Here is a 26,217-nt window from a genome sequence, read left to right as displayed (position 1 = left end):
GCTCCATCAGCTACGTTCTAGGGGCGACTGGGCCGTCCTGAGCGTTGGCGGCCCCAAGGTGGACTTACTCCTCCTTTTTCGTTTCTACTGGTTGCTCAAGCTGCTGCTGGCGCTTGTTTTGCTCATCTCTGATGGATTCTACTTGCTGAGCGAAAAGGCGGTACGCTTCGGCTTCATTCTTACAATTCAAGTATCTGCCCACCCGCAGAGCAACGGAGTGATACTCTCGCTCGATCAAGTCTGACGCCTGCTGCAGATTGAAGGATCTCTCACGGAATTTATAGTAGCCATTGATCCCAGTAGTTATACCTACTACCAGACTGACCCCAATTGTCATCGACCGGAACACTGAAAAGTACACAGAAGCGGTCGCTATCGCGGACGTAGTTACGGAACCAATGATTGCAATAGTCTGAAACCAGTCATGCCAGCGCTTATACTTCCTTGCGGCTGAACGATACTCCTCCATAACAGTGACAGAGTCTTCACGATACTGACGATGAAGCTTCAGGAGCGTTTTATCATCCGACTCGCTCCTCGTATCGACTTCATCAGAGAGCCGACTCTTGTAGAACTCGCGTAGCTCGACGATGTAACTATATTGCGATACTATCCGCCACGCGAGACGGAACCCCACAAAGGCCGTTGCGCACAAAGCGAGCAGAAAAGCAGCTACAACAGGATAGAAAAGCCATACATTAGGCAAAAAGTTTAAGCATAGATGCAGGAATACCAACAGCGAAGCCGCCACTAGCAACAGTATCGACAACCAGGTGAATATGTTTCTGCATAGCCTCACTGTCTTTAGCTCGTATTCGAGCTTGACTATTCTCCTTCTGAGCGTCTCTGGCGAAAGCTCTTCAGATAGATCTTCGTGTCCGCGTGCCGATAACGCCCTCTTTACCCATTGGTTGAAGCTTTCCCCAGGATAGACGCTGCTCACCCGAGATCCCCCTACCATAGTTACACTGCCGAACAATCTTCCTATATCGCGTCCGCTTAACCAATGATCTTTCTGGGTGAAGGGAAAACTCGCCCGTGTTCCCAGGTATAGTAATAATCACCTTGCCCGAGGGCCCTGACCTACCTCACTCACGGAGACGGTTCCGCCCCCACCGTCGGCCTGACGCCTACTCGATCGGCAAGTGGACTGCAAGCAGTCCAACCCCCGCTAAGGACGGCAACCGGCAGCCCGGACACAGGTACACGCGAGAGGCTCAACATCAGCGCTCACGGCCGGGAAGGCGACATCATCACCGAACCGGTCCGAGCGCGTCCTCAGAGTTTCCGTGGTTGGCAAACGCGCACCTGACCATACAGACGGTCAACCCGAACGACAGTATTGGCGAGGCCGAGGCGCCCATCCAGGTCCCCGCGAATCCCATTTGCGGGTCCTGCACATGCTCGTTGAAGTCAAGAACGATGACTCGCTAGACGCTTACGGCAGGCCTCTCGCGGAAGCCAGCTAGTACCGCTATGCCGTCATAGTGACGAACGTAGTCAGCAGCTCGCCTCCCCGGCGTCGCACGTCCATCTCATAGTCCAAGATCTCCGAGAGGTTGCGACCGTCCCGACGGACCGCGGCAGCGAGAAGTCGACGCAGCTGGCCGGTGTCCGTCGGGTCGGCCTCGGCGACGAAGGTACGGGCGCTCTCGCCGAGGCGACGAACTTCAAATTCGAAGACCTCAGGGCGATCCAGCGCTGCCTCAGCGGAAGGACCTGCTACCTCCCGCTCGTCGGGCCGCCCCGCATCACCCGCGTCGGGTACGGCTTCGACCGTCGCCCGCTGGCCACGACTGGCCTCAACCACGCCCCACACCTTCAGCAGCTGGACGGCCCTTTGGACGGTCCCGACGGAAACACCGTGTTCCTTGGCGAGTTCCTTCATCGGCGGCAGCTGGTCACCTTTCGACAGCTCGCCGCGAGCAACTTGAGCGTGGATCTCCGCAGCGAGCTTCTCGTACGGGCTCTTGGGATCCGTCTTCGCCCGCTCGGCCCTTCTCGTCGGTTTGGGCCGCTCAGGTACCCGGCTCGCCAGCGCCGCCGAGGCGCGCTGGTCTGCCTCCGACACCCACGCCGAGTACACCCGCAGCGTGGTCATCCCACCCGAACCAGGTCCGAGCCTGCCCGCCACCGTTCGCACGTCGACGCCGGAGGAGATCAGTTCGGTGGCCGAGTAGTGCCGCAGTTTGTGCAGCGTCGTGTCGATGCCCAGCCGTCCCACCATGCGGTCGTACCGCTGCGTCACCGAGCTCGGTACGAGCCACGTCGAGGAGTCCGGCTCCGGGGAGAACACGAACGCTTCGCCATCGAGGTCGACGCCTACCGACTCAGCCCGCGCCCTCGCGCGTTCCTGGTGCTCGACCATTACTTCGACCGTGACCGGGTCGAGCGCGACGCGCCGCTGCTGATGGGTCTTGGTGTCCTTCTCGAACCACACGTGCTCGTCCGGGTCCCATGCGATTGCCCGCTTCAGCGAGACCACCGCCGCCGAGGTGTCCACATCTCGTTGTCGAGGTACCGCTTGAGGAGTTGGTTGACCGTCGCGTTCGTCCGCGGGTTCCGGCGCTCGTCGACCTGGTTCAAAAGCCGGGTCCGAACCTTCTCGGCTTCCCGACCCGCCGTCGGTCCCGCGGGCACGGTCTCGCGGAGGTAGTGACGACGTTTCGTCACTGGGTCGAAGCCCGCGTAGACCTTGATGCGCAGGGCTCCGCTCGGCAGTTCCTCGATCGTTCCGCGTGGGCGCCGACTCCCCTCTGCTCGACCTCGCCATGGATCAAGCGTAAGGCCGATTCGCACCACGAAGGGGGCCACGAAGCCGCACCGGTGCCCCACGACAGAACTAAAACCCCATTTCACAGGTGGTGGGCGCAGCAGGGTTCGAACCTGCGACCCCTTGCTTGTAAGAAGTGGTCAGGCAAGCGGTGTGGTTGACCTGGTATTTCCTGGTCATGCGCGAAGCACGGAAGCCGCAGTTATCGTCTCGCTGAATGATCTTGTTGTCCTCTGTGGAGGTTTCACCCAGAAAGAGCAATCCAGGGACGGGTAAGGGGATCTCGCCCTACCGCTCCAGCCCAGGTGCGGACGAGCCCGGCATCCGTTGACACCCCGCTCGGAAGTGCGTCCATGGAGTGCGCACGCGGCGTTCCGGTAGCGTTCCCCAGCGTGGCGAACGAGACGAACGTGCCCGCGCTGACGACCTGGACCATCCACGGCGAACGACTCGTTGACGACTCCCGACGCCTGAAGTTGAGCATCGCGTCGGTCGAACTGCCCGACGGCGTCACGTTCGAACAGTACGTCCTGCGGATGCCGAAAGCCGCGATGACCGTGGTCGTCGACAACGACCGCGTTCTGATGATCTGGCGGCACAGGTTCATCCTCGACCAGTGGGTGTGGGAGCTGCCCGGCGGCTACGTCGACCCGAACGAGGACCCGTTGTTGACCGCGGCACGGGAAGTCGAGGAAGAAACCGGCTGGCGACCGCTGGCCGTCAAGCCGTTCGGCTCGTTCCAACCCATCACCGGCACCGCCGACTTCGAGAACCTGCTGTTCCTGGCCGAGGGCGCGGAGGACACCGGTAAACCCGCGGACATCAACGAGACCGCACGGGTCGAGTGGATACCTCTGGTCGAGATTCCCGAGCGCATCGAGCGCGGCGAAATCCCGGGCGCCGCGGCGCAGATCGCGTTGTTCAAGCTCTTGACGCAGCGTCGAAGCTGATTCCCATCGCAGTCAGCTCGCCGCCGAGTTCGGCCACCACGGGTACTGCCCGGTGCCGGTAGAGGCGCCGGGCGAAGTCTTCCAGGTAGAGGCGCGTGCGCGCCGACTTCAGACGACGAGCGAGCCCCACGGCGGCGCGGCCGACCGCGCAGGCTTCCTCGACCTCGCGGAGGTCGGCGAGGATGGCGGCCAGCAAGGCTGTGTTGAACAACTTTCCGCGGTCGTAGCCCGCGCTCATCTCCAGCGATTTTCGAGCGAACCGCTCGGCTTGGCGGAGGTCGCCGAGTTCGCGCAGGCAGTGCGCCATCTTGGCCGCCAGGTACGCGGCGTCGTAGTAGCCGAGCCATGCCGGTCGGTCCTTGTGGTCGCCGCGGGTGAACGCGTCCTCTGCTTCCCGGAGTGCCGTGACGCAGCCCCGCTTGTCGCGGAGCAAGGCGAGACCGTGCGCCTCCATCACCGCGGTCTCGGATTCCAGCGCGGCCAGACCGGTCCCGGCCGCCGTGTCCCGCGCAGCGCGGGCCAGGCTGACCGAGGTCACGCCGTTGCGGGCGTGGGCGGCCTGGTGGCTCATTCCGGCGAGCATCTCGGCGGACAGCGCGCGGTCGCCGACGTTCTGGCACAGCCACAGAGCACGTTGGAGGTGGCGCCGCCCGGACAACGTGTCGCCCATGTCGTAAGCCATCCAGCCCGCGAGCTGGTTGAGCTCGGCCACGGCCGCGTCGAACTCCGGGTGCGACCCCCTCGTACGGCGCTCGCGCATGGCGGGCGCGACCTCGTCGGCGAGATACGCACCGACCACGTTCCGGGCGTGACCACCGCCGAACCGGTTGTCCAGACGGCGAAAGGTGTCGGTCATTTCCCGGATCGATGCCACGTCGAGCGGCGGGCGAGTCTCGGCGCGGACGACTGTTCCGAGGCGCCCACCGAACCAGCCGAAACCCGGCCGCGGTCTCGGAACAACTGAGTGAGGCGGAGCCGGTGGGAGCTTGAACCACAGCACCCCTTCGGGGATGTGCAGCCTCGCGGCCCAAAACGCGAGCTTGTCGAGGTCGCTCGGAGGTCTCTCCGCTCGTTCGAGCCTGCTTACCTGAGCTTGCGTCAGGCCGAGCCAGCGTCCGAGGACGGCCTGCGTGATCACCGGACGGTGCTCATAGCGGTAGGCGTAGAGAACCTGCCCGAAGTGCCTGGACCGCAGAGCCTCGGCTACCGCAGGGCGTTGCCAGAACTCGTCGTTCTTCGGCTCGGGCGCGTCATCGCGCGCCCTGTTGCTGCGTTCACACGGGCTGCACAGCGAACCGCGGTTGTCGGCCCGCAGGCGGGTACCGCACGAACGGCATGAACGGTCATTCGTAGCGCCCATGCTCACCCCATCAGTCCATCATCACGATCAGTGTACGGATCAAGACAGCCCGTCATGTGCGGATATGCGCGCCATGCATATCCCAATCCCTTTCGTCGTTTCCCCACCGCCGCTCCGCTCGCACAGTCACGACGTGAGAGGCAACTCGACGTCATGAAAGGCGTGGTCCATGACGACGTTGATGATCGGCGCACGAGTGCTGGTGACGGCACCAGTGTTCTCGCTGCTGCAGTTTCTAGTCGGTCTCGGTTCCCCGAAGGCGGTGTTCTGATGTATCGGCCGCATCCGTTCAGTTGGGTTCCTGCGGACGGTCAACGGCATGCGACCGCGGACGTGCGGCCGCCCGGTGGCTTTTCGACCGGGTTGGTGGTCGAGACGCTGTGCGGCCAACAGGTCCAGGCGGACAACAGCGATATGGCATGGCTGTGGGAGACGTGCCCGACATGCAACGTTCGGGCGCACGAGCTGGCTGGGATTCCGATGGCGCGCCCGAGGATTGGTGCGCGGTGAGTGCGGATGTGCGCCAGCTCGGCCGGATGACGCGCGGCGTGATCATCGCGTTGCAGGCCGCGGTCGACGATGTCGAGCGGGGCCACTACGACGTTGAGGACCGCGAGCGGTTGGCGGGGTACCTGGACAACCTGGCTGCGGCGCTGCGTTCGCGTCGCCAGGCCGGTCGCGGCCTGGTGGTCGTCGAGGGCGAGAGGGTCGACCGGTGATCGCCGCGTTGCTCCGCAGCGTCCTGGTGCTTCTCGTGGTCGCCGCCATCTTCGCGCGGGCGGCGAGGCGCGGAGCGCGCCCCCGGCATGACAGCGGAGCCCGCACGTACGCCAAGCGGTACCCGCTCGACCGCCTTGACGCCGAGCAGCTCGCCCGAAAACCCCACCGGCTGGGCGAGTCGGTCAGTCTGCGCGGGGATCTCGCCGACGACCTGGCGTTGGTCGAGACGCGGCAATTGCCGCTCGTACAGACCGGTCTAGTGGTGCACGACCGGGACGCGATGGCCCGACACCCTGGCACGCTGCGCCGCGTGCTCACCGCGCTGGAACACCTCTGAGACCCGGTCCGGGTGCTGTGACCCCGGCCGGCATCCGGGCCGAGACCACGAGCAGAAGGATCTCATCGGATGTCGACTTACCTCACCGCTCGTACGCAGCGCGTCGTGGCCGAGCGGATGGCGGAGGACTACCTGCATCACGGTGCGTCGATCCGCGTGCTGATGTTTCAGGAGGGGTTGTCGTACGGGGCGGTGCATCGTCTGCTGACTCAGGTCGCTGGGGTGAGGTTGCGCGGGCGTGGTGGGCCTGCCAACCACACCGAGCTGCGCGGCGAATTCGACGACCTGGACGACGACCGCCGGGACCAGCTCGCCGCGGAGTGCGCCGACACGTTCACGCGGGGAATCCGGATCACCGAGCTTGCCCGGCGGCATGGGCTGTATCCACTCACGGTCGTGAGGCTGCTCGAACACGCCGCAGTGGCACCGCCGCGGCGGCTGGACCGAGCACCTCGCCGACGGCGCGGTCCTTCAAGCCGAGATCACCCGTGAACCGCGGCCACCCACTGTCCGTTCCCCCACGTCTTCAGTGCCCCGCAGCCGGATCCTCGGCCGCGGGGCACTGCTCTGTCTGAGTGACGTCACGTCGAGGATGAGTAGAAACCCCGTCCCGGCTCGGTAGCGCGTTGGCTACGGTTTGGATCATCACGACGATCATCACCACGATCTCGGGGGAGGGAGACCGGGTGAACGTCCGGATCGATCCGGCCACGCTCGCACGGTTGGCGGGTGAGCTGGAGCGCTCGACCGACGAGTTGGGCAAGGCCCAGCCGCTGCCGCCCGCCGACGCCGGGCCGTCCAGCGCCGCGGTCTCGGCCACGGTGGCCGACCTGCTGCGCGCTGCCGCCGGTTACGTCGAAACAGCCCACCGCGGCGCGGCGGACCTCGACGCCAACAAGGCCGACTACGCCTCCACCGACGACGCGAACTCCGGACTGTTCGACAAGCTGGGGCGATAACCGACCATGACGTTGAATACCTGGGTCGCCGGAAACCCCGGCACCATGCGCGCCTACGCCCAACAGGTCCGCGCCTTCGGGCCGGCCACCGAACGTGTGGCGACCAGCCAGCACCAGGTCCGCAAGAGCGCCGAAGCCGAGTGGGAAGGACGTGCTTCGGAGGCGTTCCAGAACTGGGCCTCCCAGCAGGGACGCGACGGAGACGCGCTAGCAGAGCTCTTCCCCGCGTTGGCTCAAGCCGTCGATGTGTGGGCCGACCAGATCGACACGGTGAAAGCCCGCATGGAACAGGCCAAGCAGGTGGCGCGGGAAGGCGATCTCCAAGTGGTAGGGGATGCCATCTTCCGACCGAAGCCATTCACCCAGGGCCCGCCGCCGCCCTTGCAGGGCAATGTGCCCGCTGCGGATGCAAAAGCGCACTCCGATGCGGTCGCAGCCTTCCACGCGGCCCAGCAGGCACACGCTCGGCAGGAGAAGGCGTACGCCGAGGCGCAGGCTACCGTGACGCAAGCCCGGGAGCTTGAGAAGACTGCTCACGAGCAGCTGATCCAAGCGCTCAACGCGAACAAGGCCAGCCTGCAAGGCCTTTCGCAGTCCGGAGCGTAAGCTCAAGCAGGCGCGCATCCCACCAGCCCTGCGGGTATGGCGCTGGCCAACGCCGCCACGGTGGTGGAGAACCGAGCCGCTGATGCCACCCGCGGCATGTTCGAGCAGGCGCTCAGGCAGGGCCCGGCCGCGGTGGCGGCTTGCTGGGCGTCCTTGTCGACGTCGCAGCAGGCCGACCTGCTCGACCGATTTCCCCAGATGCTGGGACGAGCGGACGGGCTGCCCACGGTCGTTCGCCACGAAGCGAACATGTCGATTCTCGCCAGCCAGAAGGCAGCCCTACAAGCGAAGTACCGAGCTGTCCGAAACGGCATCGCGAGCATCAAGCCTGGCGACGGAATGGCGGCGGAGAAGCAACGCCTGGAAACCCAGGCCGAGCAGATCGAGCAGGCTCTTGCTGGATTGGACCAGCTCGAAGCCAAGGTTCGGGAGCCGGGGTACTACCTGCTCGGTATCGACTCGACCGCTTCAGGCGGCCGTGGACAGGCGATCATCGCCCATGGCAACCCCGACACCGCGCAGAATGTCATGACCACGGTGCCGGGCACGTACTCCGACCTGCACGATGTCGTCGGCTACGTCAACGACTCGGACAAGGTGATGCAGCGGGCGCAAGCGATGGAGCCCAACCAGTCCTTCGCGTCGATCACCTACGCCGGGTACGAGTCGCCTCCGACACTGTTCGACGCGGCCTTCGAGAAGTACGCCGTGCACGGCAGCGAGGGCTTGTCCCGGTTCCAGGAAGGGCTGCGCGTGAGCCACGAACTCCCGCAGCCCAGCAACAACACGGTGATCGGCCATTCCTACGGCTCCACCGAAGTCGGCTACGCCGCACGGGACCACGGCCTGCACGCCGACAACATCGTGTTCATCGGGTCGCCCGGAGTCGGCGTAGATCACGCTGCTGATCTCGGAGTTCCACCGGACCACGTCTGGTCTGGTACGGCGGGGCTCGATGCCATCGATTACGCGACACCGTCGCCGAACCCGCTCGACTACGGACCGTTCGACACGGACCTCACGCGCCGCCCCGGTTGGCCGTGGGAGGGGTTCGCGAGTCCGGGTGGTGACCACGACGACCATTGGTTCGGTCGGAACCCCTCCGACCCCAGCTTTGGTGGACGCCAACTCCCGGTCCACACGTGGTCTTATCACGGCGACTACTGGAAATATGATGAGTCGCTGAACGGCATGGCGCGGGTCGTTGCCAACCACACCGGCTCCGCCGCGCCTACCAACCAGCAGGGGAAGTAGGGAATGAAGATCGATAGCAACAAGCCAGCCACCGGGGCGACTGTTGCCGGGTGGATCATCCTGTCGCTCGGCATCCTGATCTGGCTTGTCATCGTCCCGCTGACTGCCTCAGCCCTGCTGTTCGCCAGCGAGATCACCGTGGAAGCGGGGTTTGCCACCTTCGGCGCGGTCGCTTTCGGGATAGCTGGGGCCATCGGTTTCAGCGCGGTCGCGGCGAGTGAGCACCGTTCGGCTCGTGCCGCGTTGTGGATCTTCTCGGTGTTGCTCCTGCTCGCAATCGCTGATGCGATTGCGCTCCATGCGGGCGCGTAAAGCCGGTACACGCGCCCTAGCCCTTGCCCGTCGCCGACCTGCAACGTCCGAGTGGTTCCACCAGGTCGTCACTCCCGGCGAGAACGACCCCGACACCGGCCACACCGAGACGGTTGCCCAGCCCAGTCCGGGCAGTTCTTCCTAGAGTTCGCCCCGCCGCTAGGTGCACAGCCGCCCTGCTCGACGGCTGAAAACACCGAGGGCCCCGCAGCCGGGAGCGGGGCACGTCACAATTTGTGGTCTCTAGGGGCGGGGGCGTCACGTCGGAGGCGCACTGCGTCGGCGGGGAGCCATCCGGTGTGCCGTACGCCTTCGCTGTCGTCGCCGCGGCGTACCGAGTAGCGGACTTCGGCGACCCAGTGGCCGGTCGTGGTCCGCAACCACGCGGTCTGCTCTCCGGGAACGATGGCCTGCACGTCCCAGCCTTCGGGGAACGGGCGGACTTCGTCCGGGCGGGGGTAGAGGCGGGCCAGGTCCACCCACACCGGCCGGGGCGGCTGGAACCGGCGGTCGTCGCCGCGCTTCCAGTGCGGCTCCGGGTGGACCTGATCGAACACGAGTTCTATTATGGGTCATGCGTGCTCCGAACGCACGCAGCTGGTTGGTCCGGGTAGGGGAAGTGCCCGGAACAGCTCTCAGCGCCCTGCGTCGCTTCTGCACCCGTTGCGACGCGGGGCGTTTTCAGGTCAGGTGAATGATCTCCCTGTCTCCACCCGAGATCATGGCGTGGTTCTCGCCTGGCATGATTGGTGGCAGGGAACCTTCGGCGTGGGGCACTTATGCGTATCGTTCCGTAATCGTTCCTCCCCTTCCGGTCACATGTAGTAACGACGGAAGGGTGGAGATGGCCACGTTTGTGCTGGTCGGATGGGTTCTGTCAGCCGTGTATCTCGTCGCGGCTCCTGGGGCGCGAGCACTGATGAGTTCGAGCCGGCGCCGTCGCGAGGAGGCTGTTCGGCACTTCCGGTGCAACCTCGCGTGGGCGGCGGGTTCTGTGAGTGTGGCCGGGCTGGTCGCATTGGCGCTCGATCTGCTGGCGCTTCGGTAGTCGAGGCTGGCAGTGCCGCGTCCGGGTGGGCGCGGCACTGCTGCTACTTCTCGGATCGTGCGTAGACGGGCGGAGTGGTGCTGCCGAGCAGGATGCGGGTCAGCCAGGCGGGCATGCGGGGTTCGGCCCAGCGCAGCAGCGCGTAGACGGCGCCGAGCACGATCGGCACGATGACGATGTTCCCGGCGTCGCCGAGCGGACCGGTCATCCAGTCCGGGGCGCCGAGCGTGGCCAGCCAGGCCACCAGCGCGGACCAGGCGGCGGGGACGGTGGTGCGTAGCCACGCGGTGAACTGGTCGGACATCAAGCAGCCCCCTGTCCGGCCAGGCAGGTGGCGATGCGGTCGACGATGGCGTCGGCCTGGTGGTCGTTGTCGGCGCCGAGGGCGTCGGTGACGGCGTCGCGGATGACCGGGCCGATGACGTCGGCGAGTACCGGGCGCAAGGCGTCGGCGACGGCGGTGGGGTCGGTGCCCTGCTGGTGGGCGAGGGCGGCGCGGATCGCGACGATGTGGCCGAGGGCCTGGTTGGTCCAGTTTCCGGCGTCGAACCAGAGGTTGGCGGCATTGGTGGTGTTGCGGTCGCCGGGGATGCGGGAGCGCTGGAGACCGAGCACCGCGGCGTGCAGCTCGGCGATGCGGCGGTCGACGTTGTTCATCCAGGATTCGACGGTCTGCCGGTTGTGGGCCCAGTCGGTGAAGGTGTCGGTGAAGGCCATGGTTTCGAGTCCTCCGGGAGCGGGCGCGGTGGCCGAGGCGGCGACGTCGCGCCGGAACTGGTCGAGATCCACGTGGCCGGGGTCGATCTTGCCGGTCACGGAGGTTTCGCGGTGGCCGCGCGCCGCGGTGGCGGGGCGGCCGAGGTGGTCGAGCACCGCTCTGGTCGCGCGGACGGCGGCGGTGTACTGCTGCGGGCTGGGGCCTTGGTCGACGCCTTGGTAGTCCCACTCGAACCCGACGTAGAGCACGTTGCCGTCACCCGCGGGGTTCGGGCCGGACGCCCGGGCTTTCCCGGCGTGGTTGGCGCGTCCGGCGGCGATGAGGTGCACGGTGCCGTCGTAGCCGATCACGGCGTGGCACAGCGGCCCGTCGAGGTCCGGCCGTCCGCGGATGCACAGGTCCACCGTCGGCGCCGGACGAGCAGGCGAGGTTGGGGTGGCGGTGTGGTGTTCGAGCACGCCGACCGGGCGGGGCAGGGCTCCGGGGGCCGTGCGGGTGCGCCATCCGGGGATTTCGACGACGGCGAGTCCGGCGCCGCGGAGGACGTCAGCCAGCCATACCAGCGGTAGGGGCATGGATTCAGCTCCCGAGGAGTCGAAGGACGGTCGGAACCGTGGCTGCTAGAAAGGCGGCCAAGACGGTCATCCACACGCCCCACCGCTGGGCGCGGTCACTGGAGCGCTGGTCTTGCACGGCGGCGAGGGTGCGTTCGGCCTCGGCGACGCGGTGTTCGAGCACCGCGACGCGGGGGCCGTGTTCGGCCATGTGGGCGCGCATTTCACCGGCGAGGTCGGACAGGTCGGAGCGGATCGCGGACAACTCGTCGTGCATGGCGCCGCGCAGGGTCGACAACTCGTCGCGGACATACCGCAGAGCCACGTCGGCGGAAGTTTCAGGCATGGGCCTACCAACTCGTGAACGAGGGCGGAGACGGTGAGCGGCAAGGAATCAGGAGCCCGAGCCGGGTTCGGTGGGCACCTCCGCGGACGGCGCATCCGGAGGCGGTTCCTCGCCCGCGGGCGGCACGGTTTCGCTGGGTGGGTACGTCGGCGGTTCGGGGTCGGTCGGCACGACGGGGTTTCCGTTCTCGTCGACCAGTCCACCGGCTTCGGTGTCCCAGGAAGCCGGTGGCGCCCATCCGGTGTTCTCCCCCACTCCGGGCGGAACCGGGAGCCCGCCGAACCAACCGAGCGCCGAGACGGCGAGCAGCGCTACTTCGGTGGCCATCACGCCTCCACTCCCCAGACTGCGGGCCAGAGCCGTACCCACCCGGTGCCGACCGTTCGGCGCGCCTGGATCTCGACCGTGACCGGTGCCATGTGGTTGCCGGGCCACAAGCCGGGTCCGAACAGGAACGCGCCCGCCTGGTAGATCGTGTTGCCGACGGCCGACACGGCGGCAGCGTCGGAGAACGCGGCGCCGCCGATGGCCACCCGGATCTCGCCGACGGTGCCGGCAGTGTCGACCGCCGCGTAGACGACGAGCGTGATCTTCGGGTGCTGGTGGTAGATCGACTGCACCCACTTCGAGGTGAAGTCGGCCTGCTGCGTGCCGGGCCAGCTCGGCACGTCGGTTGGGATCATCGGCGTGGGGATGTACGGGCGGGCGAGTCCGCGGCCGGTGAGCTTGTCGGGGGCAACGAGCGTGGAACCGGTGGCGTCCTTGGTGATGAGCTGGGTGTTGGAGCGGCGTTCGAGCTCGGCGACGCGCTGCTGCAAGGCGCGGATTTCGTCGAGCGGGTCGCCGCCGGGGCGGGGAATCAGCGGCACGTCACACCTCCGCGGGGGCGCCGGTGAGTTCGAGCTTGATCCGTCCGTCCGAATAGGACGATCCGGTGATGCGGGCTCGCTGCGGACCGTCGACGAACGGGTTGTCGTACAGGTGGAATTCGCCCCAGTCACCGAGCCGCCACACATCCAGGCCCGGGTACACACCGGGGTCGATCGTGGCTGTGCGCGCCACGAGCGGCCGCTTGTAGGCGGCGAGGTGCGCCGCGGCGTAGGCGTCGAGGTCGGCATTGTTGGTCGATGACGAGTGGTTGCTGTTGACGTCTTCGAGGGCTGGCCATCCGGCATCGACGAGTTCGTTGGTGAACGCGGTGCCGAACACCTTGGCGTTCTCCTGGCCGTCGCCGGGCACCGCGACGTATGAGCACATCCGGGAGCCGTCGAGGTCGAATTCCATGTCGACCAGTCCGGCGCCCTGGTCCCACACCAGCGGCGCGTCCGGGTCGCCCAACTCCGGTTCGCCGATCCGTACCTGCCACCGGACTCGTTCCCCGGCACCAGTGCGCACCAGCACCGGGCGGAAATCGATGTCGGGGCCGTCGATGACCTCGGACAACTGCCGCAGCGCCTCGTCGACGGGCTTGTAGTCGTAGCCGTGGTAGGTGCGCTCGTGGTCACCGGTGACGGTGATCGGCAGGTAGTCCAGCGGCAGTTCACGGCCGTACTCGGCGGTGGCGTGCTCGATGATGCCCTGGGCGATGCCCGCCAACGACCGGCCGCTGAACGACACGTCGGCTTTCGGTGAGGCCGGGTCGACTGCGGCGTAGGTCATCAGGCGTCGCCGTCCGAGCAGCGCCCACAGCGTCGAGCACTTCAGCTCCACCCCGGTCAGCGACGGGACCGGCGAGACCAGCGGTCCGGCCCAGGCGACGGTCGATCCCCACACGACCGCGATCGAGAATCGCCACGGGCCGGACATGATGCCGCGCAGCACGTACGCCGATGAGCGGTCGTCCCAGGTGTCGCGGCCGGTGGCGGCATCCAGCGGGCACGTGATGCTCGCGCTGCCGCCGCCGTTCAGCTTCTCGTCGAAGCTCAGCGCTGAGTAGTCCAGTTCGGCGAGCACGTTCCCGGTGCGCGTGTGGAAGACGAGGACTGTGAAGCGGGGTGCGTTGTCGCGCTGCCGGTAGTCGGCCACCGCCACCTCCTACGGGAGTTCGATCACGCCCCAGATCGCGACGTTGCCGCCCTCGGGGTAGCCGCCGGGGATGTAGGGGACGCCGGTTCCGGGGGAGCTGGCCGTGGCGGCGATGCGGTAGTAGTTCTGGCGGCAGTCCGACGGGGACGAGGGGAACATCGGCGAGATCTTGCGGGAGTTCTCCCACACCAGGGCTTGGCCGACGTAATCGCCGCGGTTGTTCGGCGGGCCGCCGGGCACCCACAGCGAACAGGAGATCTTCTGGTGCACGGCGCCGTTCACCAGGCCCGGGGGCAGCTCGGTGTAGACGTTGCCCGGGGCGGCGTAGTAGCCGCTGCTGCCCCACCGGAACAGCATGCGGATCGTGAGCATCTTGCCGATGAGCTGGTACTTGGCGTTCACGCTGCCGCCCGTGCCGAGGTTGACCGTGGAGTTGTCCGACTCGGCCTTGAGCACGGCGTTCCAGGACTTCCAGCCCGCAGCGGAGGCTGCGACGGACCATTCGCTGCCGGTCCACACCGACAACTCCCGCTCGTTGAGGTCGTAGCGGAAGTCGCCGGCGCCACCGCCGGGGCGTCCCGAGTCGTTGTAGGACAGCCGGATTCCGCCGGGAGCTCGGGTGAACAGGCGGCGGTCGGTGATGTTCGCGGCAGTGATCGAGGTCGTCGCGGCGTTGACGCGCACCGCCGCGAGCACGATGCACTGCAACCCGGACAGCGACGGTTCGGACGGAGTCGCCGAGGCGACGCCCTGCACGACTTCGACGGTGAACGTCCGGTCGCCGGTGTCCTCGGCTGAGTCGACGATCCGGGCCACCAGCAGGTCGATGCGCGGATTGGTCTGGTCTGCCGGGGCGATGTCGAGCGTTCCGGTGACCGGCAGCGTTCCGACGTAGCCGAGCTCCCCCGCCACGGGGATCACGCACTGTCCGGCGATCACGCGGACGCCCATGGCTGGCTGGTCGAGCGGCACGACGCCGAGTTGGCCGTTGGAGCCGCCACCGCCCGGGAGCACGCCGCCCTCGCGGGTGAGGTTGCCGGGAGCCGTGTCGTAGCCACCGGCGAACGCCGCGGCGAGCCCGGCGCGCATGTCGCGGGGGTCGAGTCGCTTGTTGACGAACCACGGCGACAGTCCTTCGAGGACAGCGGGCATCGAGGAATCTCCTTCAGTACCAGGCTTGGCGGTGCTCGACGATGAGCAGCGCATCGGGTTCGAGGGCATCGCCTGCGAGCGCGAACCCCTCGGTTCCACCGGGCGGGACTTCGGGCCACGGACCGTCGCGGGTCAGCAGCGAGCGGCGGTTGGCGGTGCCGCCGAGCAGCGGTTGGTATCCGGGGTGTCCCTGGGCGGTGAATGCCCCGGTGTTGATGACCAGGAAGTCTCCGGGGCCGAGGGCGCCGGAGTAGGACAAGGTGGTGCCGGAGTCGACGGCGCGCACCATGGGGCGCGTCACCGGGCCTCGGATGGTCAGCAGCGGGCTTGTGGGGGCGTTGCCGCCGTTGTAGACGCGGGCGACTCCGGTGTTGGCGGGGTCTCCCGCGTCGACTCCGGGTGCATCGGCGTTCACGCCCGGAGATGTGGCGTCCACTCCTCCACTGCCGGGAAGTGGCATGCGGGTGGAGGTGGATTCCCACGGCGTGTACAGCCGCGGATCGGGTGCCGCGAGCTGGATGGACCAGCGGAACACGGTGTCGCTGATCGGCGCTGCGCTCGGTGCGGCGTCCAGCTCGACATCGGCGACCAGGCGGTGCCCGGCCTCGTTGCCGAGGAGTTCGTAGATCCTCCCGCCGTCGGCGCACAGACCGGTGATCAGACGTTGCGCGGCCCGCCGTGACTCGACCGACGGGCACGCGCACACGCCTTCCAGAGTGATGATCCGCTCGTCGCGGTGGGCCCGGCCGCGAAACGAGCCGTCACCGCTGCGCGCGGTGCGCTCGGTCCGCGGCGCGGGCCCGTCGAACCACCCGGTGTCGCCGGTGACCAGCCACTCGCGGCCTTCGGCGTCGACGTCGCCGAGCACCAGGCCATCGATCGACCACGTCACCGGTTGCGGGAACTCCTGGTTGAGCATCCGTCCCAGCACCACGTCGGTTCACCTCGTCCTCAGGTTGAGGGCCAGTTCTCGGCGCACCGCGGTGGCGATCGACGTTTCGGACTGGTCCGCGCGCGGGTGCACGTGGATCTCGATCGGCCGCCCGCCGCCCTCGGTGGGCAGATAACGGCGCAGCGTGTCCCACTGCTCGGCGGTGAACACCGGCTCGGGCTTGCCGGTGTGGTTGTAGACAAGCGACCCCCCTGGCGGCAGGTATCCGCCGGAGTCGTAGCCGCCGGGACGGTTGTACGCGACGGGCAGCGACCCGTACCGGGCAAGGGCATAGCGCATCGACGCCAGGATGTTCGCGAGCGGGTCGTAGATGCTGTTCGCCGCCCGCGGGTCGCGGTAGCGGGCGAACGTCGGCCCGATCACCTGCATGAGACCGATGCTCGGCGTTCCGTGCTTGGCGTTGCTGTCCCACAGGTTGATCGCGTGCGGGTTGCCGCCGGACTCCTGCTGCATACGCCGCAGCGTCGTCGCCAGCAACGAGGCCGGTTGCCCGAGCATCGCGAGCGCCTGCAACACGACCGGGGTCCACCGCTGGACCCCCGCGCCGACATTGGCGACCGGTGTCTGCCCGTAGCCACTGGGCGAGGTGAACCACGAGCTGATCGCCTCGATCGCCTTGCGCGGGATCGCGGTTACCAGGTCGCGCCACATGCCCGCACCGAGTCCGCCGCCGTTGAACAAGTCGCGCAGCACGCGGACGGCGCCCCCGATCCCGGGGATCCAACTCACTGCGGCGGCGAGCCCGTCGACGATGCCGCCTCCGGCGAAGTGCGCACGGCCTCCACCGGCGGGGACCGCTCCCGGTGGCCGGCCGGACAGCTGCCGGTTCAGCGCCAGGATGTTCGCCGGCCCCAGGAATCGCGTGGCCTCGGGGGTCAGCACCGCCTCACCCGGGAAGAGCATCGCGGGCACAGTGTCGCGGCCTGGCGCGTAGCCGGGGAGCACGCCGCCACCGGAAAGGCGGACCTCGTCGAGCTTGCCGAGCCCGAACACTCCGGCAATGCCGTTCCAGACCTTGCGGATGCCGTTGTTGTAGACGACGTCGACGACGAACTGGATGGGGGCTCGGGCGTATTCCTTGATCTTGTCCCAGGCGTCGCGGATCCAGCTGGCGGTCCGGTCGAACGTCTGCCCCACCGCGTCGACCGCCCGCGACGCCGCGTCGAACACCGGCCGCAACACGTGCTCGTAGGCCCAGCCCATGCCATCCAACACGAGTCGCCAACCAGCGCCGATGCCGTCGAACACGGGCTTCAGCACGGTGAACCACAACCACTGGGCGGCGGCCTGCACCGCACGCCAGACGGGCGCCAGGACGTTGTCGTAGGCCCACTTCATGCCGGTCACCGCCAGCCTCCACCCGGCCTCCAGCCAGCCGAACACCGGTGAGAGCACGGTGAACCACAGCCAGGTCGCCGCCGCGGCCAGTGCATCGACCACGGGTTTCAGCACGTTGGACCAGGCCCACTGCGCAGCGGCAGCGATCCCGTTCCACGCGCCCACGACGATGTTGCGGAACGTCTCGCTGTTGTTCCAGGCGTAGACCAGGACGGCTCCCAGGGCGACCACCGCGGCGATGACCAAGCCGAGGGGGTTGGCGCTCATGGCGGCGTTCAGCGCCCACTGCGCCCCGGTCACGATCGCGGTGCGCGCAGCCCACAGCGTCATCGCACCGTTGACGAGCGCCATGGTGGCGGCGAAGGACCCGAGGCCGATCACCAGCGGCGCCAGCCAGCCCGAGTTGTCCTGGATCCAGCCGACGAAGCCCTGGAACGCGGGGATGACCTTGCCGCCGAGGAAGTCGATGATCCCGGTTTGCAAGCTGCGGCCGAACTCGGTGAGTCGGGTTTGCGCGTTGTCGCGCAGCGTGGCGCCCATCGCGTCGGCCGCGCCGCCGATGTCGCCGAGCGCGCCGACGGCCTTGGACGGGTCGAGGGCGTACAGCGCGGAGCCCAGGTCTTCGGCCTGGGTGCCGAACAGGGCAACAGCGGCTTGCGATTGGGCCACCGGGTCTTTCATCGCGCGCAGACGGTCCATGACGAGGTTGAGTGCGGCGGTGGCTTCCGGCCCTCCGCGCGCGATCTTGGCGGCCATGTCGTCCGCGGACAACCCGATGGCCTTGAAGCCGTCGGCGGTGGTGGTCGAGCCGTCGACGGCGCGGATCGAGAACTCCTTGATCGCGTCGGCGACGAGGTCGGAGTTGCGGGCACCTTCCTGCATTCCCTGCACCAGCAGCCCGGTCGCGGTCTGCGCGTCCAGACCGAACTTCTGGAACTGCACCGAGTACTCGGTGAGCGTGTCGAGGAAGTCGCCGGAGCGGTCGGCGCCCTGCTGGAACCCTCGGGTGACGATGTCCAACGCGGCCTCGGCGTCGGGCGCGAGCCCGGTCTTGAGCAGCTGGCCGACGGCCTGGGTCGCCTCGCCCAGATCGAGGTCGAACGCCGAAGCGAGGTTGAGCACCTTGGCCGTGATCGACTCGATCTGCGCGTTGCTGGCGTCCTCCATGACCAGGCCGGACTGGATGACGCCGCGGATGGCGTCGTTGACCTGTCCCATGCTGTCGCCGTACGCCTGGGCGTAGAGCGATCCGGCGATGTGGCCGAGGTCGGCCGACATCTGCGGGGTCGCGCCGAGCTGGGCGGCGAGCTTGTCGCCGAGCTGGGCGTTCTCCAACATCTGCGCGGCGGTGTCGGCGGCGCCGCCGATGGCCAGCACGCCGGACGCGAAACCGCCGGCGGTTTTGGCGAGGCTCCCCAGCGAGGAGCCGAAACCACCGGTGGCGGTCTCGGCCTGGTCCAGCGACAGCGACGCCGAGTCGACGGCGTCGGCAGCGTTGGCCTGCGCCTGCTCGAACTGGCGGGCCGCTGCGGCGGCGCGGTCCGAGGCCGTTGACAGGCCGCGCTGCGTGGCGGCCAACCGTTCCTCGGCAGCAGCGATCTGCGACGCCTTCGAGTTGGCGTTGGCGCGGACCTCGGCAAGCCGTTCCTCGGCGACCCGAACCTTGCCTGCGGCGTCGGCTTCCCGGTTGCGGGCGGCCTGCAACGCCTGGGCGAGCTTGTCGGCGCGCGCTTGCGCCGCCTCCAAACCGGCGCCCATCGACTGGCCGGCGCGACGTCCGGCGTCGGTGGCCGCCTTCTCCAGCTCGGCGCCGACCTGCCGCCCGGCACGCATCCCGGATCCGGCTGCCTGCTTGGCCAGCTCGGCGCCGAAGTTGCGCATGGACGGCAGGACGTCGACCCACACCACGGACCCCTCGGCCACGCCGCACCTCCTTAAGAAGCAACGGGTTTCAGCGAGTCGAGATAGGCAAGAACGTCCGCAGTGGACTGCCCACCTCGGTCACCGATCCGGCCGTTGTTCTGATCGCTGGGCCGGGGTTGCCGCTTGGGGCGCTTGGGCTTGCCTCCGAGCGCGCCCACCACGGAGTACGCCGAGCCCTGCACTGCGTCGACGACGTTGGCCACCAGGTGTTCGAGGTCGGTCCACCCATCCCCCCGAGCGCGGGCGAACGCGCCGGTGGGCGGCAGATGCTCGATGAGGACGCGGAGATGGCGCAGCGTGATCTCACCGCGCCAGAACTCCGCGATGGGGTTGCGCGGCGCGTAGGTCGCGCACAGGTCGGCCTCTATCGCTTCCGGCGCTTGTCCGAGGAGGCCGACCGCGGAGTAGGGCGCCCGTGGGCGTCCTCGTCCTGCAAACGCTTCGTGTACTCGCGCACCGCGAGCAGCACGACGCCGTTGCGGCCCCCGGCTTCCACGAACCGCTCGTACTGTTCGGCGCCGAGGTAGTGCTCGGCCACTTCGACGTCGCTGGCCAGCTCGGCGAGTTCGGTCTTCCAGTCGTCGTCGGCCATGATCGGGTCCTTGGCGAACCAGCGCTGCCCGGCGAAGGTGAACGCGAAGGTGTCGGCCGAGCCGGTGGCCTCTTCGCGCTGCGCGAGCAGGGCATCCATGTCGATGTCGGGCACGGCGGCGTTCCTCGTTTCTGGTGAGCGGGCGGTGAGCAGGAAGGGGCCGCGGTGGCGTGCTCACCGGTTCGTCACGGCGGCCCCGTCAGCGGGCCGTCAGCCGTCGGCCGGCGGGGTCGGGAGGGTCCACCCCTCTTTGAACAGCCGCAGCACCGAGGACCCGTCGCTGCCGGGGTAGGCGGTGATGGTGACCTCGTAGCCGATGAGCGTGTCGGATTTGTAGACGACGTCGCCGCGTTCGGTGACCTCGGCGTAGGGCAGGAAGATCCGCCGGTGGTAGGTGCCGTCGATGACGTCGATGCCGAAGCAGCGCAGGTCGCGCTTCGGCTTGCCCTTCTCCGCGAACGACACCACCGCGTCGGCGCCGGTACCGGTCTGGGTCATGTCTCCCAGCCCGACCCGGTAGTACAGGCTGATGGTGTTGAAGTTGGATTCCCACAGCGTGGCCGCGAAGGTGACGACCGACTTGGTGGTTTCCACGCGGATCGGGGCGTTGGACTGCCAGGGCGTGAACGTCTCGGTGTCCCCGTCGCGGGATTCGGTGATCCCGTCATCGGAGATGTAGCCGAGGTCGACCATGTCGGATGCCCAGGCGCCCAGGTCCTTGGGTGCGGTGGTGCCCACCGGGCCGGTGTAGAGCGCCCCGGTCACGCCCAGCCGCGCCAACTCTGCGTTCAGCGCCATGCGGAAACTCCTCGTGACGTGCGAAAACTCCCGCGCGCGGCGGGGTTCGCGGGTTGAATGGTTGCCTGGCCTACGCGGGCCGGATGGTGAGCACGTCTGTCAGCCCGAACCGGCGGATGTTCGGGTTGTAGTCCGGTCGCCACGCGGGCCCGGACTCCTGCAACACGGCGGCGATGCAGCCCCACTGGTTGCCGTGGCCGCGCAGCGTGAACAGTTCGTTGGACGCTCGCAGGGCGAGGTCGGCTGCCTGCTCACGGCTGGCGGCGAACACGTCGACGTCGATGCGTGCCTGGCGGGCCAGCGGAACCGAGCCGGGGTTCCAGGGCTGCCACTGCGCGCTGCCGCCGATGCAGGACACCTGCACCACCGGCAGTGTGTCGTCGAACTTGGCGGGTAGGTCGACCAGCACCCGGATGCCGGGCAGTCGCTCGCGCAGCCAGTCGACCACCAGCGCCTCGGGGTCGATCACGTCTCGCTCGCCGCCCGGTCCGGCTTCGGCGCGCTCTTGCCCGGCTTCGGCCCGGTGGCCGGCACCCGCCTGGCGCGGCCCTCGCGGATCATCGTGGCCGCCTGGACCTCGTCGGGAACGTCGATGACGGTGCCGATCTTGCGCAGGTCGGCGTCGAACGCGATCTCAACATGCATCGCGGTTACTCCTTGGTATTGGCGGCGCGGCCGAGCACGCGGCGGCGCTCGCGGGTCTGGGTGCCGTACTCGCCCTCGGGGTCGTCGCTAGCGACACGGGCATAGGTGCGGCCCCGGGGCCGGGTGCCTTCCTCAGTGGTGATCGAGGCGCCGGGGGTTTCGGTAGCGGCGATGCCGCGGGCCCGCCCGGCGATGGCCTGGGCGCGCTGGCGCAGTGCGGCGCGGACACTGGGCAGGGCGACGATGCGCCGCCACTCCCGGTCGGTGATCCGGATCTGAGCGCGTGCCATCAGCCCGACCACCTTTGCACGTCGATCTCGACGTGGTGCACGGCGGTAGGCCGGATCGGGTGCGGCCACCGCGCGATCTCCCCGATGACTTCGAGCGTTCGGCCGGACCACTCGATGCGGTCGGTGGGTTCAACGTCGAGGTCGATCCCGGCGCGGGTATAGATGCGCCACCCGGTCGTGACCATCTCCCGGGCCTCATCACTGCCGGATTCGGTGGCCGAGCGCGGCTGCACAGACACCCCGGCGACGGTGGTGCGGGTGGCGTGGGACCAGTCCCGCACCTCGTTGCCGTAGCGGTCGGTGGTGACGGGTGCGCGCAGGATTGTGATGGTCTCGCCGTAGATCACGCTGCATCACCCCGCCCGATCCGGTGCCGCTCCACCGCTTTCGACCACGCCTCGGTGACCCCAACACGCGAGAACGACACCGAGACGCCGCCGGTGGACATCGAGGACACACCAGGGTTCTGGTCGAGGATCATCTGCGCCTGCACCAGCACGGCGTCGGCAATGTCGCCCGGAACCTCGTTCGGCGGGTAGCCGTGGTCGTAGACGACCCGGACGGCACCGAGCCGGTCCGGCCAGCATCCGGCCGAGCGGAGGATGCCGTTGCGGGACCACTGGTAGTCGGCGACCGGCTGCCCGTCGACGTCGACCTGGTGCACGGCGGTGACAGGGACGGCTGGCAGCAGCAGCGACCGAGATCCGTCCCCGTCCACCACGATCTCATCGCGCACCACGGGGGTCACCGGGTGACCGACGGCACCCCGGAACCGCTCCGATGCCCGGTTGAGGGCGCCGAGCAAGCCGGGATCGTCGGCGGGCAACCCGGTCAGCCGGGCGAGGGCGGCCGGATCAGCCAGGGGTGTCGTTTCCGCCATGCGCACCCCTTGCCGGTCGGCGTGCCTTGTGGCGCACGGGTTTCTCGTCCTGGGTTTCCGCCTGGGTGGCTGCGGTGACGGTGTCGGCGGCGGCATCCGCCACCAGGCCGAGCCGCTGGGCGTCCTCGATCCGGTAGCGGATGCCGTTCACGGTCACCATGCGGTGCTCGGCGTCCATCAGCCGGCCGCCGCGGCGGTCTTGACGACGACCAGGCGATTCGGCTTCCAGATAACCTGCGCGGCGCGAAGCTCGGCGCGGACGTAGGTCATGTTCCGTTGCGCGTAGTCCTGGTGTTGGTTGAACGCCAACACGCTCAGACCCTCGCGGTCCAGCAGCGCGATCTGCTTGAAGTCGCCGAGGATCACGGTCCCGGCTGGCACCCGCTCGGAAATCGCGCGGGGGCGGCCCCAGATCGTCTGCGGCCCCGAACCGAACGGCCCCTGCCCGTAGAAGCGCTGGTTCGCGTCTTCCATGAGGTCCAGGGACTCGTCGTCTTCGGGGTTCATCAGGACCGCGGTCACCTGGCCGCCCTGCAAGCGGGTGACCTTGGTGATGCCCTTGCGGATTGCCCGCACGAGTTCCTTGGCGTCGGCACCGGGGGTGTAAGTCTGCTCCTGCACACCGGTGGTGTTCAGCAGGCCCCGCGGTTCGCCGTTCGCGCCCGAGCCGTTGAGCAACTTGTCCTCGACGACCGAGTCGAGCGAGTAGCGCAGCTCGTTGTTCATGTACGACGCGAACGCGGGGGCGTCGGCGAGCAGCTGGTTGGTGACGTCGTAGCCGTCCGCGTAGGTGTAGACCTTGGCGTCGGCCAGCTGCGTCGCCACGTCGCTGACCGGCTTGAGGTTGCCCTCAGCGACGATCGCCGCGTTGCGGGTGACGCTGGTGACCTGCACGTATTCGAAGTTGCCATCGGTCCGGCCGCGGTCGACCAGGTCCAGCAGCGTCAGCCGGTCGCGGTCGATCTGGTCCACCATCGGCATTCGCACCGGCTGGATGCGGGCCAGGGTGGTGTCGAGCGTGGCCTTGCGGCGCGCGAACCAGTCGCTCATCGTGCCGACCTTGACGCGGCCGATGTTGATCGGCGTGCCCTGCCCGACCCCGGCGGGGTGCTCGTGGCGGAACTCCTGGTAGGCGGCGGACTTGACGAACGCCTCGCCGAACGTGGCGGCGGCGGCGTCCTCGGCGCGGTCGCGGGTCGAGGCGACCGCGGTGGCGGACTTGCCCGCCAGCTCGGCGGCTGCGGCCTGCGCCTCGTCGGCAGCCTTCACGCGCGCGCCGAGCTCGTCGGCCTTGGCCTTGAGCTCGGCGACCTCGGCCACCTCGTCGTCGGTGAACTCGCGTCCCTCGTCGGTCGCGCTCTTGGCCAGCTCGGCCGCGCGCGAGAGGGTCGCCTGGTACTGCTCACGCAGCGTCGGCATTGTGGTCTCCCGTCAGTAGCGAATGGAGTTGCGACCAAGCGGCCACCTGGGCGGGCCGCAAGCTGGCCGACTTCGCGGGCACCTCGGCGGCGGTGCTGGCGGCGGCGGGCTCGGGCTGGCCGGCGTCCTGCTCGGGGGTGTCGGCACCGGATGGTGCGGCGGTCTTCTCGGTGCCCTCGTCGGGCACCTGGTCGGCGGTGGCGAGGACTTCGCCGATCTGCTCGTAGGCGGCGCGCAGCGCCTCGTAGTTCTTCGCCGAGAGCACCCGCCCGGCCTTCGCGCCGTCGGCGAGGCGGCGGGCCTTGGCGGCGAGCAGCTGGGTTTCCTGGTTGGCGCCGATCAGGCACGGCCCGACCTCGTGCACCCGCAGCTTGCGCAGCTCGTAGACCTCGACGCCGTCCCGCTCGGCCGGTGCACCGTCGAGGATGTCGTAGGCGAACGAGAACTGCGTGACCCTGCGGCCCTTGAGCAGCCGGTAAACCTGCTGTGCCTTGGGGTTGTCGAGGTCGAGCTGCCCGGTGACCAGCAGCCCGTCGGCGGTCTCCTCTGCCTTGGTGACGTGGCCGATGTGCGAGTACGGGTCAGACCAGTCGTGCGCCCAGATCACCGGCAGCGGGTCCCCTTTGGCGGCCCACTCGGCGAGCGAGTCGGCGAATGCGCCGGGCACCACCACATCACCGACCGAGTCGACGTTGCCGAATACCGACACCAAGGCGGTGAACTCGCCCTCTGCGAGCCCGTCGGCATCCCCGGCGGCCTTCACGCGCGCGCCGAAATCCTTGGTCTGCGGCATTACGACTCCCTCGTGGATTCATCGGGCGCGGTGTCCTGCGGGGACGCCAACCCGCCCGCGGTGACGTTCAGCGGCACCACCAGTTCGTCGGCGCCGTCCAGCGCGGGCAGGTTCGCGCGGGCGCGGGCCTCGTTGCGGGTCAACCACGGCCCACCGGTGGACGCCTGCAAGATCCGGGCCTGTTCCTCGAACGACCCGCGCAACTTCGCCTCCACGTTCGCCTCGACGTAGAGCCGGCCGCTCGGGTCGAGCTGCGGGGCGAGCAGCGCGTTGCAGGTCTGCTCGATCTGCGTCAGCCAGGGGCCGAGGTTGTCGCGGTAGAGCATCTGGCGGTATGCCTCGATGTTGGAGTAGGTGCCCTCGCGAGCACCGACGATCTCTGGAGCGATGTGGTAGGCGCTGGCCACTTCGGCATCGGTGAGGCGGCGTCCCTCGATGTCCTGGGTGTCCTTCGGGGTGAAGGCGTTGACTTCCTTGACGGTCATGCCGTCTTCCAGCAGCGGCGTCCCGCCCTCCTGGCCACCGCCGCGGGTGAACCGGCGCCACATCTCCACAAACCGGTTCCGCGAGGAGTCCGACCACGGCGGAGCACCGGCCGGGCGCTCGATCACCATCGGCACCCGCGCGCCGTTGCGCCAGACTCCGCGCCGGTAGGCCACGGCCTCGGCGGACTCGGCGAGGATCGCCGACAGCGTCTCGATCGGCGGCACTCCGTTGGCCCCGCCCCAGCCGTGGTCGAACACGAACCCAGTGGGGTCGTGCTCGGTGGCCTTGCCGTCGGGGTCGACGATGTGCACCGCGGCCACGCGCCCCCAACCGTCGTCGAGCAGCCGCATGCGTGATGCGGGGATGCGCCGCAGCTCGTACCCCGAGTTGGTGTCGGCGTTCGGGAGCAGCTGGGCGCACCACCGGTCATGCAGCAGGAAGTCGACGAGAATGCCGTGCCAGAACCGGAACGGTGTGATCCCCGGAGCGGGCTCGGTCAGCAGCAACGCCAGCGGGTGGTCGGTGACGCGGGGCCGGTCGGTCTCGTCGCGCCGCTCGAACACGTGCAACGGCACGGACGCGACGTTGCGGGCGATGAAGTCCACGACCTTGCGCACGCTGGGTTGGGTCTTCCACACGCCGGGTGCGTCGCTGGCAGCCTCGACCAGTGGGATGCCAGGATCGGGGACGATCACGGCGCCGTCGACCGACCACGGCGCGGACAACGACGGGAACGTGGTCCCGGCAAGCTGGCCGCCGGAGCTGAAAACCACCACGTCACACCACCTGCATCCACACCAGCGCGACGCGCTCCACGACGATCTCGCCGTCCATGTCGGACGGTTCCAGCGCGGACAGCAGGCGGGCCTGGTCGAGGGCCACGGTGTCGCGGTCGACGCGCACCAGGACGCCGTCGAGAGTCGCGCCGTCCAGGTGCAGCAGCACGCGGCGGCCGAGGTGCCGTCGGTACTCGCGCATCACGGCCTC

General features: G+C 68.3%; 34 protein-coding genes. 9 read left to right on the top strand and 25 right to left on the bottom strand.

Translation table 11 applies throughout. The annotated features are described in order from the left end of the window. Positions 1 to 64: 64 nt before the first annotated feature. Positions 65 to 943, bottom strand: coding sequence for a DUF4231 domain-containing protein (locus tag NV263_RS06540; protein ID WP_263251657.1), 879 nt, complete (start codon positions 941 to 943; stop codon positions 65 to 67). Between the two features lie 531 nt (positions 944 to 1,474). After that, entirely contained in the window at positions 1,475 to 2,503 is a 1,029-nt protein-coding gene (locus tag NV263_RS06535; RefSeq protein ID WP_263251656.1) for a GntR family transcriptional regulator, read from the bottom strand. Positions 2,504 to 3,165: 662 nt separating this feature from the next. Between NV263_RS06535 and NV263_RS06530 the strand changes: the two genes are divergently transcribed. Beyond that, positions 3,166 to 3,723: an NUDIX hydrolase gene (locus tag NV263_RS06530; RefSeq protein WP_263251655.1), complete on the top strand. Its 558-nt coding sequence runs from the start codon at positions 3,166 to 3,168 to the stop codon at positions 3,721 to 3,723. Here the strand turns inward: NV263_RS06530 and NV263_RS06525 are convergent. Continuing rightward, complete coding sequence (locus tag NV263_RS06525) at positions 3,695 to 5,089, bottom strand: helix-turn-helix domain-containing protein (protein WP_263251654.1); 1,395 nt, start codon at positions 5,087 to 5,089, stop codon at positions 3,695 to 3,697. The two genes, NV263_RS06530 and NV263_RS06525, sit on opposite strands and share 29 nt — an antisense overlap. Positions 5,090 to 5,353: 264 nt before the next feature. Here NV263_RS06525 and NV263_RS06520 point away from each other — a divergent pair, with 264 nt between their 5' ends. The 8 genes from NV263_RS06520 (at position 5,354) to NV263_RS06485 (ending at position 9,271) form a co-directional block, all read left to right on the top strand. Next, positions 5,354 to 5,593 (top strand): zinc finger protein, encoded by a 240-nt coding sequence (locus tag NV263_RS06520; protein WP_263254086.1) that lies wholly within the window; start codon positions 5,354 to 5,356, stop codon positions 5,591 to 5,593. Further along, a complete protein-coding gene (locus NV263_RS06515; RefSeq protein WP_263251653.1) occupies positions 5,590 to 5,802 on the top strand; it encodes a hypothetical protein in 213 nt (70 codons plus the stop codon). Before NV263_RS06520 ends, NV263_RS06515 begins: the two co-directional genes overlap by 4 nt. Beyond that, positions 5,799 to 6,140 carry a hypothetical protein gene (locus NV263_RS06510; RefSeq protein ID WP_263251652.1) on the top strand — a complete coding sequence of 114 codons (342 nt, stop codon included), beginning with the start codon at positions 5,799 to 5,801 and terminating at the stop codon, positions 6,138 to 6,140. Before NV263_RS06515 ends, NV263_RS06510 begins: the two co-directional genes overlap by 4 nt. Positions 6,141 to 6,209: 69 nt before the next feature. Then, on the top strand, positions 6,210 to 6,632 hold the full coding sequence (locus NV263_RS06505; RefSeq protein ID WP_263251651.1) for a helix-turn-helix domain-containing protein: 423 nt from the start codon (positions 6,210 to 6,212) through the stop codon (positions 6,630 to 6,632). Between the two features lie 134 nt (positions 6,633 to 6,766). Next, on the top strand, positions 6,767 to 7,099 hold the full coding sequence (locus NV263_RS06500; protein ID WP_263251650.1) for a hypothetical protein: 333 nt from the start codon (positions 6,767 to 6,769) through the stop codon (positions 7,097 to 7,099). Between the two features lie 6 nt (positions 7,100 to 7,105). Next, complete coding sequence (locus tag NV263_RS06495; RefSeq protein WP_263251649.1) at positions 7,106 to 7,705, top strand: hypothetical protein; 600 nt, start codon at positions 7,106 to 7,108, stop codon at positions 7,703 to 7,705. 36 nt (positions 7,706 to 7,741) lie between these two features. Beyond that, positions 7,742 to 8,959, top strand: a complete 1,218-nt coding sequence (locus NV263_RS06490; protein WP_263251648.1) for an alpha/beta hydrolase family protein — start codon at positions 7,742 to 7,744, stop codon at positions 8,957 to 8,959. A gap of 3 nt (positions 8,960 to 8,962) precedes the next feature. Then, a complete protein-coding gene (locus NV263_RS06485) occupies positions 8,963 to 9,271 on the top strand; it encodes a hypothetical protein (protein ID WP_263251647.1) in 309 nt (102 codons plus the stop codon). Positions 9,272 to 9,498: 227 nt separating this feature from the next. Here NV263_RS06485 and NV263_RS06480 read toward each other — a convergent pair whose 3' ends face one another. From NV263_RS06480 to NV263_RS06375, 22 genes are all read right to left on the bottom strand, one after another. Next, positions 9,499 to 9,828, bottom strand: coding sequence for a hypothetical protein (locus NV263_RS06480; RefSeq protein ID WP_263251646.1), 330 nt, complete (start codon positions 9,826 to 9,828; stop codon positions 9,499 to 9,501). 534 nt (positions 9,829 to 10,362) lie between these two features. Continuing rightward, the gene (locus NV263_RS06475) at positions 10,363 to 10,623 is read right to left on the bottom strand and encodes a hypothetical protein (protein WP_263251645.1); all 261 of its coding nucleotides are present in this window, start codon (positions 10,621 to 10,623) and stop codon (positions 10,363 to 10,365) included. After that, positions 10,623 to 11,612 (bottom strand): peptidoglycan recognition protein family protein, encoded by a 990-nt coding sequence (locus NV263_RS06470; RefSeq protein ID WP_263251644.1) that lies wholly within the window; start codon positions 11,610 to 11,612, stop codon positions 10,623 to 10,625. Before NV263_RS06470 ends, NV263_RS06475 begins: the two co-directional genes overlap by 1 nt. A 4-nt stretch (positions 11,613 to 11,616) precedes the next feature. After that, the gene (locus NV263_RS06465) at positions 11,617 to 11,916 is read right to left on the bottom strand and encodes a hypothetical protein (RefSeq protein ID WP_263251643.1); all 300 of its coding nucleotides are present in this window, start codon (positions 11,914 to 11,916) and stop codon (positions 11,617 to 11,619) included. A gap of 69 nt (positions 11,917 to 11,985) precedes the next feature. Beyond that, on the bottom strand, positions 11,986 to 12,264 hold the full coding sequence (locus NV263_RS06460; protein WP_263251642.1) for a hypothetical protein: 279 nt from the start codon (positions 12,262 to 12,264) through the stop codon (positions 11,986 to 11,988). Then, a complete protein-coding gene (locus NV263_RS06455) occupies positions 12,264 to 12,806 on the bottom strand; it encodes a hypothetical protein (protein WP_263251641.1) in 543 nt (180 codons plus the stop codon). Before NV263_RS06455 ends, NV263_RS06460 begins: the two co-directional genes overlap by 1 nt. A 1-nt stretch (position 12,807) precedes the next feature. After that, positions 12,808 to 13,962: a hypothetical protein gene (locus NV263_RS06450; protein WP_263251640.1), complete on the bottom strand. Its 1,155-nt coding sequence runs from the start codon at positions 13,960 to 13,962 to the stop codon at positions 12,808 to 12,810. A gap of 9 nt (positions 13,963 to 13,971) precedes the next feature. Then, complete coding sequence (locus NV263_RS06445; protein ID WP_263251639.1) at positions 13,972 to 15,114, bottom strand: hypothetical protein; 1,143 nt, start codon at positions 15,112 to 15,114, stop codon at positions 13,972 to 13,974. Positions 15,115 to 15,127: 13 nt separating this feature from the next. Next, positions 15,128 to 16,048: a phage tail family protein gene (locus NV263_RS06440; RefSeq protein WP_263251638.1), complete on the bottom strand. Its 921-nt coding sequence runs from the start codon at positions 16,046 to 16,048 to the stop codon at positions 15,128 to 15,130. 6 nt (positions 16,049 to 16,054) lie between these two features. After that, positions 16,055 to 19,327, bottom strand: a complete 3,273-nt coding sequence (locus tag NV263_RS06435; RefSeq protein ID WP_263251637.1) for a phage tail tape measure protein — start codon at positions 19,325 to 19,327, stop codon at positions 16,055 to 16,057. A 364-nt stretch (positions 19,328 to 19,691) separates the two neighbouring features. Beyond that, positions 19,692 to 20,033, bottom strand: coding sequence for a hypothetical protein (locus tag NV263_RS06430; RefSeq protein WP_263251636.1), 342 nt, complete (start codon positions 20,031 to 20,033; stop codon positions 19,692 to 19,694). A gap of 96 nt (positions 20,034 to 20,129) precedes the next feature. Then, on the bottom strand, positions 20,130 to 20,717 hold the full coding sequence (locus NV263_RS06425) for a phage tail tube protein (RefSeq protein ID WP_263251635.1): 588 nt from the start codon (positions 20,715 to 20,717) through the stop codon (positions 20,130 to 20,132). A 70-nt stretch (positions 20,718 to 20,787) separates the two neighbouring features. Then, entirely contained in the window at positions 20,788 to 21,186 is a 399-nt protein-coding gene (locus NV263_RS06420; RefSeq protein ID WP_263251634.1) for a hypothetical protein, read from the bottom strand. After that, positions 21,183 to 21,362 (bottom strand): hypothetical protein, encoded by a 180-nt coding sequence (locus NV263_RS06415; protein ID WP_263251633.1) that lies wholly within the window; start codon positions 21,360 to 21,362, stop codon positions 21,183 to 21,185. The genes NV263_RS06420 and NV263_RS06415 overlap by 4 nt, the downstream gene beginning before the upstream one ends. A 5-nt stretch (positions 21,363 to 21,367) precedes the next feature. Continuing rightward, entirely contained in the window at positions 21,368 to 21,652 is a 285-nt protein-coding gene (locus tag NV263_RS06410) for a hypothetical protein (RefSeq protein WP_263251632.1), read from the bottom strand. Further along, the gene (locus NV263_RS06405) at positions 21,652 to 21,999 is read right to left on the bottom strand and encodes a phage head completion protein (protein WP_263251631.1); all 348 of its coding nucleotides are present in this window, start codon (positions 21,997 to 21,999) and stop codon (positions 21,652 to 21,654) included. The genes NV263_RS06410 and NV263_RS06405 overlap by 1 nt, the downstream gene beginning before the upstream one ends. Continuing rightward, a complete protein-coding gene (locus NV263_RS06400) occupies positions 21,996 to 22,532 on the bottom strand; it encodes a head-tail connector protein (RefSeq protein ID WP_263251630.1) in 537 nt (178 codons plus the stop codon). The genes NV263_RS06405 and NV263_RS06400 overlap by 4 nt, the downstream gene beginning before the upstream one ends. Next, positions 22,507 to 22,710: a hypothetical protein gene (locus tag NV263_RS06395; RefSeq protein ID WP_263251629.1), complete on the bottom strand. Its 204-nt coding sequence runs from the start codon at positions 22,708 to 22,710 to the stop codon at positions 22,507 to 22,509. The genes NV263_RS06400 and NV263_RS06395 overlap by 26 nt, the downstream gene beginning before the upstream one ends. After that, complete coding sequence (locus NV263_RS06390; RefSeq protein WP_263251628.1) at positions 22,710 to 23,951, bottom strand: phage major capsid protein; 1,242 nt, start codon at positions 23,949 to 23,951, stop codon at positions 22,710 to 22,712. Before NV263_RS06390 ends, NV263_RS06395 begins: the two co-directional genes overlap by 1 nt. Next, the gene (locus NV263_RS06385; RefSeq protein WP_263251627.1) at positions 23,935 to 24,744 is read right to left on the bottom strand and encodes an HK97 family phage prohead protease; all 810 of its coding nucleotides are present in this window, start codon (positions 24,742 to 24,744) and stop codon (positions 23,935 to 23,937) included. Before NV263_RS06385 ends, NV263_RS06390 begins: the two co-directional genes overlap by 17 nt. Then, entirely contained in the window at positions 24,744 to 26,006 is a 1,263-nt protein-coding gene (locus tag NV263_RS06380; RefSeq protein WP_263251626.1) for a phage portal protein, read from the bottom strand. Before NV263_RS06380 ends, NV263_RS06385 begins: the two co-directional genes overlap by 1 nt. A gap of 1 nt (position 26,007) precedes the next feature. After that, a complete protein-coding gene (locus NV263_RS06375; RefSeq protein WP_263251625.1) occupies positions 26,008 to 26,208 on the bottom strand; it encodes a hypothetical protein in 201 nt (66 codons plus the stop codon). Positions 26,209 to 26,217 lie beyond the last annotated feature (9 nt).

This window comes from Saccharopolyspora rosea, from assembly GCF_025643595.1.
GTDB classification, from domain to species: domain Bacteria; phylum Actinomycetota; class Actinomycetes; order Mycobacteriales; family Pseudonocardiaceae; genus Saccharopolyspora; species Saccharopolyspora rosea.
This window is presented reverse-complemented; position numbering and strand designations above follow the sequence as displayed.

Bases quoted from the DNA above. Each gene is read 5' to 3' on its own strand.
- NV263_RS06520 (WP_263254086.1), top strand. From the start codon at position 5,354: ATGTATCGGCCGCATCCGTTCAGTTGGGTTCCTGCGGACGGTCAACGG.
- NV263_RS06505 (WP_263251651.1), top strand. From the start codon at position 6,210: ATGTCGACTTACCTCACCGCTCGTACGCAGCGCGTCGTGGCCGAGCGG.
- NV263_RS06495 (WP_263251649.1), top strand. From the start codon at position 7,106: ATGACGTTGAATACCTGGGTCGCCGGAAACCCCGGCACCATGCGCGCC.
- NV263_RS06490 (WP_263251648.1), top strand. From the start codon at position 7,742: ATGGCGCTGGCCAACGCCGCCACGGTGGTGGAGAACCGAGCCGCTGAT.
- NV263_RS06485 (WP_263251647.1), top strand. From the start codon at position 8,963: ATGAAGATCGATAGCAACAAGCCAGCCACCGGGGCGACTGTTGCCGGG.
- NV263_RS06475 (WP_263251645.1), bottom strand. From the start codon at position 10,623: ATGTCCGACCAGTTCACCGCGTGGCTACGCACCACCGTCCCCGCCGCC.
- NV263_RS06470 (WP_263251644.1), bottom strand. From the start codon at position 11,612: ATGCCCCTACCGCTGGTATGGCTGGCTGACGTCCTCCGCGGCGCCGGA.
- NV263_RS06460 (WP_263251642.1), bottom strand. From the start codon at position 12,264: ATGGCCACCGAAGTAGCGCTGCTCGCCGTCTCGGCGCTCGGTTGGTTC.
- NV263_RS06445 (WP_263251639.1), bottom strand. From the start codon at position 15,114: ATGCCCGCTGTCCTCGAAGGACTGTCGCCGTGGTTCGTCAACAAGCGA.
- NV263_RS06425 (WP_263251635.1), bottom strand. From the start codon at position 20,717: ATGGCGCTGAACGCAGAGTTGGCGCGGCTGGGCGTGACCGGGGCGCTC.
- NV263_RS06415 (WP_263251633.1), bottom strand. From the start codon at position 21,362: ATGCATGTTGAGATCGCGTTCGACGCCGACCTGCGCAAGATCGGCACC.
- NV263_RS06410 (WP_263251632.1), bottom strand. From the start codon at position 21,652: ATGGCACGCGCTCAGATCCGGATCACCGACCGGGAGTGGCGGCGCATC.
- NV263_RS06400 (WP_263251630.1), bottom strand. From the start codon at position 22,532: ATGGCGGAAACGACACCCCTGGCTGATCCGGCCGCCCTCGCCCGGCTG.
- NV263_RS06395 (WP_263251629.1), bottom strand. From the start codon at position 22,710: ATGGACGCCGAGCACCGCATGGTGACCGTGAACGGCATCCGCTACCGG.
- NV263_RS06390 (WP_263251628.1), bottom strand. From the start codon at position 23,951: ATGCCGACGCTGCGTGAGCAGTACCAGGCGACCCTCTCGCGCGCGGCC.
- NV263_RS06385 (WP_263251627.1), bottom strand. From the start codon at position 24,744: ATGCCGCAGACCAAGGATTTCGGCGCGCGCGTGAAGGCCGCCGGGGAT.
- NV263_RS06375 (WP_263251625.1), bottom strand. From the start codon at position 26,208: ATGCGCGAGTACCGACGGCACCTCGGCCGCCGCGTGCTGCTGCACCTG.